8 protein-coding genes are annotated in these 13,080 nt (G+C 73.0%); 1 reads left to right on the forward strand and 7 read right to left on the reverse strand.

Going from position 1 to position 13,080, the window contains the following annotated elements; translation table 11 throughout:
- Positions 1–138 precede the first annotated feature (138 nt).
- Entirely contained in the window at positions 139–1,746 is a 1,608-nt protein-coding gene (locus ACFO3Q_RS17180; protein ID WP_377006166.1) for a carboxyl transferase domain-containing protein, read from the forward strand.
- Between the two features lie 36 nt (positions 1,747–1,782).
- On the opposite strand, the gene ACFO3Q_RS17185 is transcribed toward ACFO3Q_RS17180, so the two are convergent.
- The 7 genes from ACFO3Q_RS17185 to smc all read right to left on the reverse strand — a co-directional run bounded on the left by ACFO3Q_RS17185 (position 1,783) and on the right by smc (position 12,989).
- Positions 1,783–2,706, reverse strand: coding sequence for an aspartyl/asparaginyl beta-hydroxylase domain-containing protein (locus tag ACFO3Q_RS17185; RefSeq protein WP_377006229.1), 924 nt, complete (start codon positions 2,704–2,706; stop codon positions 1,783–1,785).
- A 164-nt stretch (positions 2,707–2,870) separates the two neighbouring features.
- Entirely contained in the window at positions 2,871–3,920 is a 1,050-nt protein-coding gene (gene mtnA, locus ACFO3Q_RS17190; protein ID WP_377006169.1) for an S-methyl-5-thioribose-1-phosphate isomerase, read from the reverse strand.
- 126 nt (positions 3,921–4,046) lie between these two features.
- Positions 4,047–4,562, reverse strand: a complete 516-nt coding sequence (locus ACFO3Q_RS17195; RefSeq protein ID WP_377006171.1) for a DUF3011 domain-containing protein — start codon at positions 4,560–4,562, stop codon at positions 4,047–4,049.
- Positions 4,563–4,776: 214 nt separating this feature from the next.
- Positions 4,777–5,748, reverse strand: a complete 972-nt coding sequence (gene epmA, locus ACFO3Q_RS17200) for an EF-P lysine aminoacylase EpmA (protein ID WP_377006173.1) — start codon at positions 5,746–5,748, stop codon at positions 4,777–4,779.
- Positions 5,745–8,249 (reverse strand): NAD-dependent DNA ligase LigA, encoded by a 2,505-nt coding sequence (ligA, locus tag ACFO3Q_RS17205; protein ID WP_377006175.1) that lies wholly within the window; start codon positions 8,247–8,249, stop codon positions 5,745–5,747. The genes epmA and ligA overlap by 4 nt, the downstream gene beginning before the upstream one ends.
- Before the next feature lie 184 nt (positions 8,250–8,433).
- Positions 8,434–9,192, reverse strand: a complete 759-nt coding sequence (gene zipA, locus ACFO3Q_RS17210) for a cell division protein ZipA (RefSeq protein ID WP_377006177.1) — start codon at positions 9,190–9,192, stop codon at positions 8,434–8,436.
- Between the two features lie 296 nt (positions 9,193–9,488).
- Complete coding sequence (smc, locus tag ACFO3Q_RS17215; RefSeq protein WP_377006178.1) at positions 9,489–12,989, reverse strand: chromosome segregation protein SMC; 3,501 nt, start codon at positions 12,987–12,989, stop codon at positions 9,489–9,491.
- Positions 12,990–13,080: the final 91 nt, after the last annotated feature.

Consider the following 13,080-nt stretch of genomic DNA (forward strand, 5'->3'; position numbering starts at 1 on the left):
TCGCCTTCCTCTACCTCGCATCGATTCCGATGTGGCTGGAATGAATGTCGATTCGCCCTAGTGCGTGTGCCGCGGCGCGTCTAGGTCCGACCGGTACGCGAACGTACACTGGCCGGATCGTTCGCCGCCGCTGAGCCCATGCCCGTCATCGAGAGCCGCATCGACCCGCGTTCCCCCGAATTCCAGGCCAACGCCGAGCAGGCGCGCGCCCTGCTCGCCGAACTCGAACGCCGCCTCGCCCGCGCCGCCGACGGCGGCGGCGCCGCGGCCCGCGAGAAGCACACCGCGCGCGGCAAGCTCCTGCCTCGCGCCCGCATCGACACTCTGCTCGATCCCGGCTCGCCCTTCCTCGAGATCGCGCCGCTCGCCGCCGAGGACATGTACGACGGCCAGGCGCCCGCCGCCGGCGTGATCGCGGGCATCGGCCGCATCCACGGCATGGAGGTCGTGGTCGTGGCGAACGACGCCACGGTCAAGGGCGGCACCTATTTCCCGATGACGGTGAAGAAGCACCTGCGCGCGCAGCAGGTCGCCGAGGAGAACCACCTGCCCTGCGTCTACCTGGTGGACTCCGGCGGCGCCTTCCTGCCGCTGCAGGACGAGGTCTTCCCCGACCGCGAGCATTTCGGCCGCATCTTCTACAACCAGGCGCGCATGAGCGCGAAGAACATCCCGCAGATCGCGGTGGTGATGGGCTCCTGCACCGCCGGCGGCGCCTACGTGCCGGCCATGTGCGACGAGTCGATCATCGTGCGCGAGCAGGGCACGATCTTCCTCGGCGGCCCGCCGCTGGTGAAGGCGGCGACCGGCGAGGTGGTCGATGCCGAGGCCCTGGGCGGCGCGGACGTCCACACCCGGATCTCCGGCGTCGCCGACCACTTCGCCGAGGACGACGGCCACGCGCTGGCCATCGCGCGCGACGTGGTGCGCCACCTCAACCGCCGCAAGCCCGCCCAGGTGGCCCTGCAGCCAGCGCGCGAACCGGCCTACCCGGTCGAGGAGATGTACGGCCTCGTCCCGGCGGACACGCGCAAGCCCTTCCCGATCCGCGAGGTCATCGCCCGCACGGTCGACGGGTCGGAGTTCCAGGAGTTCAAGCCGCGCTTCGGCAGCACCCTGGTCACCGGCTTCGCCCACATCCACGGCATGCCGGTGGGCATCGTCGCCAACGACGGCATCCTCTTCGCCGAGTCGGCGCTCAAGGGCGCGCACTTCATCGAGCTGTGCAACCAGCGCAACGTGCCGCTGGTCTTCCTGCAGAACATCACCGGCTTCATGGTCGGCCGCAAGTACGAGAACGCCGGCATCGCCAAGGACGGCGCCAAGATGGTGACGGCCGTCGCCTGCTCGCACGTGCCCAAGCTCACCGTGGTGGTCGGCGGCAGCTTCGGTGCGGGCAACTACGCGATGTGCGGCCGCGCCTACGGCGCGCGCTTCCTGTGGATGTGGCCGAACGCGCGCATCTCGGTGATGGGCGGCGAGCAGGCGGCCAGCGTGCTGGCGACGGTGCGCCGCGACGGCATCGAGGCCAAGGGCGGCACCTGGAGCGCCGAGGAGGAGGATGCCTTCAAGGCGCCGATCCGCGCGCAGTACGAGCACCAGGGCAGCCCGTGGTACGCCACCGCCCGCCTGTGGGACGACGGCATCATCGATCCCGCCGACACCCGCCGCGTGCTCGGCCTCGGCCTCTCCGCCGCGCTCAACGCGCCGATCGAGCGCGAGCGGTTCGGGGTGTTCCGGATGTGATGCGACGGGACCGGGCGCCGCCGGTGCCCGGCTCCGTCACCACCGCACCACCACCGCTGCCGCGACCGCCAGCACCAGCGCGATCCGCCCGTAGCGGTACAGGCGCGGGTTCGCCTTCTTGAAGCGCCTGCGCCAGGTGCCGACGCGGTCGGCCAGGCGGTACAGGCGGTTGATCGCGCCGACACGCTCGCGCTGGCCCCCGCCGTTGCCGGTGGCGGTGGCACGACCCATCACCGTGCTCACGATGCGGTTGACGCCGCGCATCGGCGCGCGCAGCGGGCGCTCGATGTCGCAGAACAGGATCACGCGCGGCATGTCCGTGCGGTTCTCGGCCCAGTGCACGTAGGTCTCGTCGAACATCACGTCCTCGCCGTCGCGCCAGGCGTAGCCCTGACCGTCGACGACGATGCGGCAGTCGTCCGAGTTCGGCGTGATCAGCCCGAGGTGGTAGCGCAGCGAACCGGCGAACGGATCGCGGTGCGGGCTCAGCTTCGCACCTGGCGGCAGCAGCGCGAACATCGCCGCCCTGCAGCTGGGGATGGCGTTCACCAGCGCGACGGTCTGCGGGCACAGCGCCTGCGCGGACGGCAGCGCCTCGCCGTACCACTTCAGGTAGAAGCGCTTCCAGCCTTCCTTGAAGAAGGAATTGAAGCTCGCGTCGGTGTTGTCGGCGGAGGCCCGGATGGCGCCGGCCTCGCCCAACTGGGCGGCCTCGTCGCGGATGACCCGCCAGTTGTCGCGCAGCACGCGCAGTTCGGGGAAGTCGCGCGGGTCCAGGTAGGGCCGCACCGGCACCGCCGAGAACGCGTAGGCCAGCAGGTTGTAGGGCGCGAAGAACGCCGAGTGGTTCACCAGTTGCCGCCGCAGCGGCAGGCGCACCTTGCCGTGGACGAAGTGCACCAGAAGCACGCAGGCGAGGAAGGCGTAGACCGCCAGGGCCACAGGCCCGAAGAAATGCACGTTCACCGTGCTCCCTCCGAAGCGGCCACCCGCGGCCGCGTGGCGCGGAGTATGCGCCCGGGGGCGGCGTGCCCACCGCACCCATGGGTGGGACGCAGCGGCGCGATTGCGCGGGAAACGGGGGAAGGCGCGTCGCCGGCCGGGTCGGCCGCGACGCGGTGGCCTCAGCGGCCGAACACGGCCGCCATGCGCTCGGGGGTCGGCCGTTCGATGACGCCGGCCTCGGTCACGATGGCGTCGATCAGCTCCGCCGGGGTCACGTCGAAGACCGGATTCCATGCCTCCACGCCCTCGGCGACCGTGCGCGCGCCGCCGTAGCCGAGCAGCTCCTCGCCCGTGCGCAGCTCGATCTCGATGGCGCTGCCGTCCGGCGTGGCCATGTCCACCGTCGAGGACGGCGCCACGACCATGAACTTCACCCCGTGGTGGCGCGCGGCGATGGCGAGCTGGTAGCTGCCGATCTTGTTCGCGGTGTCGCCATTGGCGCAGATGCGGTCGGCGCCGATGATCACCCATTGCACCGAACCGGACTTCATCAGGTGCGCGCCCGCGGAATCGGCGATGAGGGTGGCCGGAATCCCGTCCTGGAGCAGTTCCCAGACCGTCAGGCGCGCGCCCTGCAGCCAGGGCCGCGTCTCGCCCGCGAAGACCCGTTCGATGCGGCCCATGGCGACGCCGGCGCGGATCACCCCGAGCGCGGTGCCGAACCCGGAGGTCGCCAGCGAACCGGTGTTGCAGTGGGTGAGCACGCCGCTGCCGGGCTCGATGAGCGCGGCGCCCAGTTCGCCCATCCTCCGGTTCGCGACGAGATCCTCGTCGGCGATGGCCGCCGCCTCGCGCTCCAGCACGTAGCGCCAGTCCTCGCCGGCCGCCTCCAGCGCGCGGCGCATGCGCGCCAGCGCCCAGGCCAGGTTGACCGCCGTCGGCCGCGCGGCGGTGAGGCGCTGGAACATCGGGTCCATCAGCGCGGCCGCCTCGGCGCCGGTGCCGGCCTCGATGTCGCGCGCGCCGAGCACCAGGCCCCAGGCCGCCGCGATGCCGATCGCCGGCGCGCCGCGCACCACCAGCTGGGCGATGGCCGCCGCCACGTCGTCGGCGCTGTGGCAGACGACGTAGTCCACCTCCGCGGGCAGGCGGCGCTGGTCCAGCAGCTCCAGCGTGTCGCCCTCGCGGCGGATGGGGCGGATGCGGTCGTAGCGGGCGTAGTCGAGCATTGCGGCGTCCTGTGCGGAAGGCGCAGTTTACGCGTGGAGGCACGGGGGATGAGGAGCGCGGGGCGAGTCCGGAGCGCCGCGTTCAGCCGCGGCGTCCGGACGACCTCGCTCCGGCGTCCGCCGCGCTCAACGCCAGCGGCCGCGAGACTGGTTCGAGCCGGTGCTGAACTCGGCGTCGCACCCGTTGTCGACCCAGATGCCGTTGCGGTCCCAGCCCCAGTTGCGGCCCTGGCGGCACTCGGTGCGCGAGTGCTGGCGGACCAGCCGGACGCCGCCGCGGGTATCGGTCCGGCAGTAGTTGCGGCCGAAGTCGTGGGACTTGCAGCGCAGGGTATGGGCCGACTGGCCGCCGCCTCGGGCGCTGCGGAACTCGGCGTCGCAGCCGGCATCCACCCACACCCCGTTGCGGTCCCAACCCCAGTTGCGGCCCTGGCGGCAGTCGGTGCGCGAGTGCTGGCGGACGAGTTCCACGCCACCGCGGGTGTCCATGCGGCAGTAGTTGCGGCCGAAGTCGTAGGACTTGCAGCGCAGGCTCTCGCCGCCGCCACCTCCGAAGCGCTGGGCCGAGGCCGGCGCCGCGACGGCGGCGAGTCCGACGCCGGCGACCGCCAGCAGTGCACAGGTCAGGATCTTGGCGTTCATGGCGGAGGCTCCCGTTCGAAACGCGCACGCTGCGCGCGATCCGGAATCTAGTCGCGGCTGCGTGAATCGTGCCGCAGCGCCCGCGCGACTGCGGCGACGGATCGACACCACGGCCGCGTTCGCGCCGCGCCGCACCCTCGTCAAGGCGGCCGGCCGCAACCGCGTCCGTTCGCAGTCTCCGCCGCGCGTCCGGACCGACGGCGCGGTGGACGGCTCAGGCGCGGTCGAACGGGAAGGCGAGTACGTCGGCGATGGCGTCCGTGCCGCACATCGCCATCAGCAACCGCTCGATGCCCATGGCGACGCCGGCGCAGCCGGGGAAGCCACCGTCCAGCGCGTCGAGCAGGCGGGTGTCGGTCTCGGGCACCGCCGCCCCGCGCGCGCGGCGGCGGACGCCGTCCGCGGCGAAGCGCGCGCCCTGCTCGGCGGCATCGGCGAGTTCGTGATAGCCGTTGGCGAGCTCCAGCGGCCCCAGGTAGAGCTCGAAGCGCTCGGCGACCGGCGGATCCTCCCGGCGCACCCGGGCCAGGGCGCACTGGCTTGCCGGATAGTCGTGGATCACGTGGATGGCATCGGAAGCGAAGCGCGGCTGGATGCGGTGGGTCATCAGCAGGTCGAGCCAGTCGTCGCGGTCGAGGCCGTCCGGGTCGATCTCCACGTCGCCGAGCGCGGCACGCAGATCGCCGACCTCCGCGGTCAGCGGGTCCAGCCCGAGGTGCTCGCGGTACAGCGTGCGGTAGCTCAGCGTGCGCACGCTGCAGTCCCGCCCCACCAGCGCCATCGCCCGCCGTACGAGGGTGCAGGTCTCCTCCATCAGGCGCAGGTGGTCCCAGCCGACGCGGTACCACTCCAGCATGGTGAACTCGGGATTGTGGCGCCGCCCCGCCTCGCCGTTGCGGAACACCCGCCCCAGCTCGTAGCAGTCCCCCACCCCGGCCGCGAGCAGCCGCTTGAGCGGGAACTCGGGCGAGGTGCGCAGCCAGCGCCGGCGCCCGCCGGCGCCCGCCGGTCCGGAGAACTCGAGCGCGAAGCTCTCGATGTTGGGATCGGTGTTGCCGGCCTGCGAGAGGATGGGCGTCTCGACCTCGAGCACGCCCTGCTCGGCGAAGTGCGCGCGCAGCAGTGCGTACAGGCGCGCGCGCAGGCGCAGCGCCTCGACCGGCGCGGTCGGGCGCCAGTCGTTCACGGCGCCAGGCCGTGTTCGCCGAGGAAGGCCAGCAGCGCGGCCTCGTCCCACACCGGCACGCCGAGGTCCTGCGCCCTGGCGAGCTTGGAGCCGGCCGCTTCGCCCGCGACCACGAAGGAGGTCTTCTTCGACACGCTGCCGGCGACCTTGGCGCCCAGGGACGCGAGCCGCTCGCCGGCGGCCTCGCGGGTGAGCGCCGAAAGGGTGCCGGTCAGCACGACGGTCTGGCCGTCCAGCGGGCCGGCGGCACGGACCGCCTCGCGCGGCGCCGCGGCGAGCACTTCCTCCATGAAGCGCGCGCTGGCCTCGAAGGCCGCGCGCTGCGCGGGGTCGGCGAGATGCGCCTCCAGGTTGGCGGCGCCCGCCGCGGTCAGGCCGGCACCGGCCCAGCCGGTGGCGTTGGCCGCGAGCAGCGCGTCGACGGTGGCGTAGGTCTCGGCCAGGCGCTGCGCACCGCGGCCGCCGACGTTGCGCACGCCGAGCGCCGACAACAGGTGGGCGAGGTCGAGCTTCCCGTGCAGGGCGGCGGCAGGCGCCGCCTCGTCCTCGAAGACGATGCCGGTCCCGAGCAGGGCGGCGACCACCGCCTGGTTGCCCTCCTGCGCGAAGAAACTCGCGATGGACGCCGCGACCTCGGCGCCGATGTCCGGCAGTGCCCGCAGCACGGGCGCCGGCGCGCGGCGGATGAAGTCCAGGGTGCCGAGCCAGGCGGCCAGGGTGCGGGCCGTTGTCTCCCCGAGGTGCGGGATGCCCAGCGCGAACAGGAAGCGCGGCAGGCTCGTCCGCTTGCTGGCGTCCAGCGCGGCCACGAGCTTCTCGGCCCAGCGGGTCGCGAGCCGGCCCGCGCCGGCATCGACGGCGACGTGGGCGCGCAGGAAGGCGGCGCTGCGCCAGTCGTCCCCGCCGCCGTCCCGCGCCAGCCCGGCGCGACCGGCATCGTCGATGCGCAGCGCGCCGCGGCTCTCGTCCACGGTGCGCAGCAGGTCGGCGGCGGTCTCCGCATCCAGCGCCGCCTTCATGCGGACGAGGTCGGCGACGTCCAGGCGGTACAGGTCGGCCACCGACGCCACGAAGCCGTACTCGACCAGGGCATCGGCCTGGCGGTCGCCCAGTCCCTCGATGTCCATCGCCCGACGGGACGCGAAGTGGCGCACCGCCTCCTTGCGCTGGGCGCCGCAGGTCAGCCCGCCCGTGCAGCGGAACACCGCCTCGCCCTCCTCACGCACGAGGTCGGAACCGCAGACCGGGCACAGGGCGGGCATGCGCCACGGCTGCGTCCCCTCGGGGCGGCGGTCGGGCACCACGCGCACGACCTCGGGAATGACGTCGCCTGCGCGCCGCACGATCACGCTGTCGCCGACGCGCACGTCCAGGCGCGCGATCTGGTCGGCGTTGTGCAGGGTGGCGTTGGTGACGACGACACCGGCCACCTGCACCGGCTCCAGGCGCGCGACCGGCGTCGCCGCGCCGGTGCGGCCGATCTGGATCTCGATGGCGCGGACCAGGGTGGTCTGTTCGAGCGCGGGGAACTTGTGCGCCAGCGCCCAGCGCGGTGCGCGCGAGACGAAGCCCATCTCGCGCTGCTGGTCGAGATCGTCGAGCTTGTAGACGACGCCGTCGATCTCGTAGGGCAGGCTGTCGCGCGCCGCGCCGATACGGCGGAAATAGGCGATCAGGCCCTCGAAGCCCGTCGCCACGTCCACCTCCTTCGACACCGGGAAGCCCAGCTCGCGCAGCAGTCGCAGCGCGCCCGAATGCGTCTCCGGCAGCTCCAGTCCCTGCACCTCGCCGATGGCGTAGGCGAAGAAGGCCAGCGGCCGCCGCCGCGTGACCGCGGGATCGAGCTGGCGCAGCGAACCCGCCGCGCCGTTGCGCGGGTTCGCCAGCGGCTTCTCGCCGCGCGCCAGCGCCCGGGCGTTGTAGGCGTCGAAGGCTTTCCGGGGCATGTAGATCTCGCCGCGCACTTCGAGCACCGCCGGCGGCGCCTCGGTGCGCAGGCGCAGCGGGATCGCGCGCACCTGCCGCAGGTTGGCGGTCACGTTCTCGCCCACGCTGCCGTCGCCGCGGGTCGCCCCCTGCACGAACAGGCCGTTCTCGTAGCGCAGGCTGATCGCGAGGCCGTCGAGCTTGGGCTCCACGGAGAACACCGGCGCCTCGATGCCCAGCTTCTCCTCGATGCGCCGCTCGAAGTCCGCGACCTCGCGGAAGCGCGCACGCAGGTCGTCGGGATCCGCCTCGACGTCCTCGAAGGCGTTCGCCAGCGAGAGCATCGGGATGGCATGGCGCACCTCGGCGAAACCGCCGTCCGGACGGGTACCCACCGTCCGCGTCGGCGAATCGTCCGAGGCCAGCTCCGGATGCGCCGCCTCCAGCGCCTCCAGCTCGCGCATCAGCGCGTCGTACTCCGCGTCCGGGATCGCCGGGTCGTCGAGCACGTAGTAGCGATGGATTGCGTCGGTCAACTGCGCCCGGAGCTGGGCGATGCGGGTGGCCACGGTCATGAGAGCTGGAAAAGCGGGAAGGGGGAGCCGGGAATCGGGAAGGAACGGCAGCCGGATCGTGACGGGCGACACCGGGTCGGGGAAGCGGGGACGAAGCGTCCGTCAATGCGCCGCAGCCGCCGACCGGCGCTGCCTCACCCCTCCCGATTCCCGACTCCCGATTCCCGCTTCACCCGGAGAAGCGTCACCACCGCCGCGCCTGTTCCTTCTCGCGTTCGCGGTCGTAGCTGCGCAGTTCGTCGCGGATGTGGGCGACGCGCTGGCGGCCGAGGGCGTTGCGGTCCTCGTCGAGCACCACGGCGTCGAGCAGTTCGGCCATGCGCTGGGCGGTGGGCAGCATGGTTTCCCAGGCATCCAGCGCGGGCACCGGGGTCGGCAGGGTCATGAAGAAGGTGATCCCCGGCGTCTCCATGGTCTGGATGGTGGCCATGTCGAAGTTGCCGGGCTGCACCATGCTGGCGACGCTGAAGATGGGGTCCTGGTCGGGGCGGCCGTCCACCAGGCGGTGGAAGATGTGCATGTGCCCGTAGGTGAGGCCGGCCTTCTCCGCGGCGACCACCAGGTCGGGACCGCGCAGCAGCCGCCCTTCGCGCGCGGCGACGAACAGGGTGACGATGCGGTCGAACTTCTCCTCGCTGCGCGCGCCGAGCTGGCTGGTGGCGGTGGGCGCGGGCTCGGGCGGGAGGGTGGCGTCGTCGATCAGTTCCAGCTCGGACTGCGCGCCTTCGGGCAGCGCCGCCTCCGGCGCGTCGCCGACCTCGGCCTCGAGCTCGTCGCCGAGCGTGGGCTCGATCCGTCCTGCGTCGCGGCGGGTCTCGCCGCGGCGGCCCTCGACCCGCTTGCCCTGCTCCGGCCGCTTGGCGCGGCCGAACCACCAGATCGCGAACAGCAGCAGGGCGCCGGCGATGATGAGGATGATGCGCAAGGTGGTGGTCTGGTCCATCTGGTCTCCATTTCGCCGGCCGCCCGGCGCGGCGCCCGCGGGGTCGCCTTCGCATTCTCGTGCCGCCGCGGCTGCGGGCCGTGAACCCGGTGCGGCTGGCCCGGAAGCTTAGAGCGTGAAGGCGGACGTGGCGAGCGTCGCGGCCCGTGCGGGCGCGGCCGTGGCGGTGGTCGTCGCGCGCCGGGTCCGACGGAACCCAGCCGGACGCAGTGCGGCCGGGCGGGACGAAGGGTCGCCCGGCACCGTCCGCGGCCCGTCGCCCGTTTCCCGCGCCAGCCTCCCGGCGCGCCGCCTCCTCAGCCCGCGACCATCCGCGTGGCCTCGGCGAGGTCCACCGACACCAGGCGCGAGACGCCCGGCTCGCGCATGGTGACGCCGGCGAGCTGCTTGGTGGATTCCATCGTCGCCTTGTTGTGGGTGACGATCAGGAACTGCACCTTCTCGCTCATCTCCGCGACCATCGCGCAGAAGCGGCCCACGTTGGCCTCGTCGAGCGGGGCGTCGACCTCGTCGAGCAGACAGAACGGCGCCGGGTTCAGCAGGAAGATCGAGAACACCAGGGCGGCCGCGGTCAGCGCCTTCTCGCCGCCGGACAGCAGGCTCAGGTTCGACGGGCGCTTGCCCGGCGGGCGCGCGATGATCGCCACGCCGGTATCGAGCAGGTCCTCGCCGGTCAGCTCCAGGTAGGCGTGACCGCCGCCGAACAGGCGCGGGAACAGGTCCTGCACGCCCGCGTTGACGCGGTCGAAGGTCTCCTTGAAGCGACCGCGGGTCTCGCGGTCGATCTTCCGGATCGCCCCCTCCAGCGTCTCCAGCGCGGCGGTCAGGTCGACGTGCTGCGCGTCCAGGTATTCCTTGCGCTGCGACTGCTCGCCGTACTCGGAGATGGCGGCCAGGTTGACCGGCTCCAGGCGGCGGATGCGCACGTCGAGCTCGGCCACCTCGCGGCGCCAGGTCTCGATGTCGGCCTCCGGCGGCAGGCCGGCCACGACCGCCTCGAGCTCCAGTTCGAGTTCGCGGATGGCGGCCTCGATCTGCGCGGCGCGCAGCACCAGGGCCTGCTCCTCCATGCGCCGGCGGGTGATCGCCTCGCGCGCGGCCAGGGCCTGCGCGTCGCGCTGCTGGCGGATCTGCTCGTACTGGCGCAGCTCTGCCTCCACGCCGTCCAGCGCGGAACGCGCGGCGGCGAGGTCCTTCTCGACCAGGACGCGCTGGTCGAGCACGACCTGGCGCTCGGCCTGCAGCTTCTCCACCGGCGCGTCGCCCTCGGCGAGCTGGGCGTCGAGTTCGTCGCGGCGGCGTGCGGCCTGCTCGCGCTGGGCGTGCTGGCGGGTCAGCGCCTGCTCCAGGGCGGTCAGGCGCGCACGCTGGGATTCGATCTGGAGGGCCAGGCGGTGCGCGGTCTCGCGCGCCTCGCGGGCCACGCCGCTGGCCGACTCGCGGCGCTCGTTGAGCTCGCGCCGCTGCGCGTCGAGCTGCTGGCGCTCGGCTTCGAGTTCGCCCATCCGCGCCAGCGCGCCCTCGGCGCGCTGGCGCGCCTCGCGCACCTGCACCTGGGCCTGCTCGATGGTGTCGGCGAGCTGCTGCAGGTCGCCCTCGATGCGCGCGGCGCGGCCCTGCGCGGACTCCAGCTTGCCGCGCGCGGACTGCAGCCGGCCGGCCAGTTCCGAGACGCTCCGCTGCGCCATGTACACGGTGCGCTGCGCGTCCTCGCGCTGCTGCTCGGCTTCGAGGATGCGCTCGCGCAGGCCGGAGATCTCGGCATCCAGGGCGGCCTCGCGCTCGCCGAGCGCGGCGATCTCCTCGCGCAGCGCATGGATCTCGCGCTCGCGCGCCAGCGCACCGCTCTGGCCCTGGTCGGCGCGCAGCACGCGCGCCCAGCCGGTGCCGAGCCACTCGCCGGCACGCGTGACGATGGCCTCGCCCGGCGCCAGCGCCGGCAGCCGTGCGCGCGCGGCGGCGATGTCGTCGACCGCGACGATGCGCGACAGCAGGGCGCGGATCGCCACCGGACCGCGCACCTGCGCCGCCAGGGAATCCGCCGGCACCTCGAGCGGCCCCTCCGCGGGGTCGAACAGCGCCACGCGCGCGTCGCGCACGCCGGCCAGCGCCTCGGCGCGGGACGCCGGCGCGTCCACGCCCACCGCTTCCAGCAGGCTGCCGAGCACGGTCTCCACCGCCGTCTCCCAGCCTTCGGCGACGTCCAGGCGCTCGCCCAGCCGCGGTGCCGCGTCCAGGCCCTGGTCGCGCAGCCAGGCCTGGGCAGCGCCCTTCTCCTGGCCGAGGGCGGCGTGCTGCAGGGCCTCCAGCGAAGCCAGACGGCCGCGTGCGGCCTGGGTCTGCTTGCGCGTCTCGGCGAGCTCCGCCTGCTTCTGGCGCTGCATGCCCTGGAGTTCGTCGACCGCCGCCTTGCGCTCGTCCAGCTGTGCCGCGAGGCCGTCCAGGGAGGCGCGCTGGTGTTCGTGCTCGGCGGCCATGCGCTCGAGCTCCTCGTCGAGCGCGGCCACGTCGAGACCGCCCTGCTCGCCCGCCAGCGCCTCGCGGCGGCGCTGCGCGTCGAGGCTCTGGCGTTCGAGGTATTCGATCCTGGTGCGCTCGACCTCGGCCGCGCGCGCGGCCTCCGAGTGCGCCGCCGCGTAGGCGTCCCAGCGCGCCTGCCAGGACGCGAGCGCGGCCTCGGTCTCGCGCAGGCCGTCCTGGCGCGCCTCGTCCTCCTCGCGCAGCGCCTCCAGGCGCGGCATGTCGGCCTCGAGGGCGGCCTTCAGCTCGTCGCGCTGTCGGGTGTCGTTCTCGATGTGCTGGTCCAGCTCGACCAGCGCCGCCTCGGCCTCGGCGCGGTTGCGGCGCAGGCGCTCGCCCAGGTCGCGCTGGTGGGCGATCTGCTGCTCGATGCGGGCGATGTCGCCGCCCACCCGGTAGCTCTCGCTCTGCACCGCCTGCAGGCGTGCGCTGGCTTCGCCGTGCTGTTCGCGGCAGGCCTCGATCTGCGCCTCGGCGTGGCGCTGCTCGGCGACCAGCTTCTCCAGCCGGGTCTCCTCGGAGGCCAGCGTCTCGCGCAGGGCGGCGAGCTCGGCGTCCAGGGCGCGGTATTCCAGCGCCTTGAGCTGGGCGTCCTTTTCCTTCCGCTGCGCCTGGTAGCCCTGGTACTGCTCCGCGGCCCGCGCCTGCCGGCGCAGGTGCTCGATCTGCTTGCCGATCTCCTCGCGCAGGTCGTTCAGGCGGTCGAGGTTCTCGCGCGTATGGCGGATGCGCGTCTCGGTCTCCCTGCGCCGCTCCTTGTACTTGGAGATGCCGGCGGCCTCCTCCAGGTAGACGCGCAGTTCCTCGGGCTTGGCCTCGATGACCTGCGAGATCATGCCCTGCTCGATGATCGAGTAGCTGCGCGGGCCCAGGCCGGTACCGAGGAAGAGGTCGGTGATGTCGCGGCGGCGGCAGCGCGAGCCGTTGAGGTAGTAGCTGCTGGCCCCGTCGCGGCTGACCATGCGCTTGACCGAGATCTCGTTGTAGCTGGCGTATTCGCCGACGATGGCGCCGTCGGAGTTGTCGAACAGCAGCTCGACGGTCGCCTGGCTCACCGGCTTGCGCGCGGAGGAGCCGGAGAAGATCACGTCGGTCAGGTTCTCGCCGCGCAGGCGCGAGGCCGAGCTCTCGCCCATCACCCAGCGGACCGCGTCGATGATGTTGGACTTGCCGCAGCCGTTGGGACCGACGATGCCGGTCATGTTGGTGGGCAAGTGCAGCGTCGTCGGATCGACGAAGGACTTGAAGCCGGACAGTTTGATGGTGGACAGGCGCATCGAGCGTCGGGCCGGGCGACGCTGCAGGCTGCAGCCCCGCCGCATGGGAGGTTCCAGGGATGCCGGGCGTGCCGGCGCCCTTCCCCTGGGG

It is taken from the genome of Coralloluteibacterium thermophilum (assembly GCF_042654365.1).
GTDB lineage: Bacteria > Pseudomonadota > Gammaproteobacteria > Xanthomonadales > Xanthomonadaceae > Coralloluteibacterium > Coralloluteibacterium thermophilum.

Coding starts and splice junctions, on each gene's coding strand:
- ACFO3Q_RS17180 (WP_377006166.1), top strand. CDS start 139: ATGCCCGTCATCGAGAGCCGCATCGACCCGCGTTCCCCCGAATTCCAG.
- mtnA (WP_377006169.1), bottom strand. CDS start 3,920: ATGCTCGACTACGCCCGCTACGACCGCATCCGCCCCATCCGCCGCGAG.
- ACFO3Q_RS17195 (WP_377006171.1), bottom strand. CDS start 4,562: ATGAACGCCAAGATCCTGACCTGTGCACTGCTGGCGGTCGCCGGCGTC.
- ligA (WP_377006175.1), bottom strand. CDS start 8,249: ATGACCGTGGCCACCCGCATCGCCCAGCTCCGGGCGCAGTTGACCGAC.
- zipA (WP_377006177.1), bottom strand. CDS start 9,192: ATGGACCAGACCACCACCTTGCGCATCATCCTCATCATCGCCGGCGCC.
- smc (WP_377006178.1), bottom strand. CDS start 12,989: ATGCGCCTGTCCACCATCAAACTGTCCGGCTTCAAGTCCTTCGTCGAT.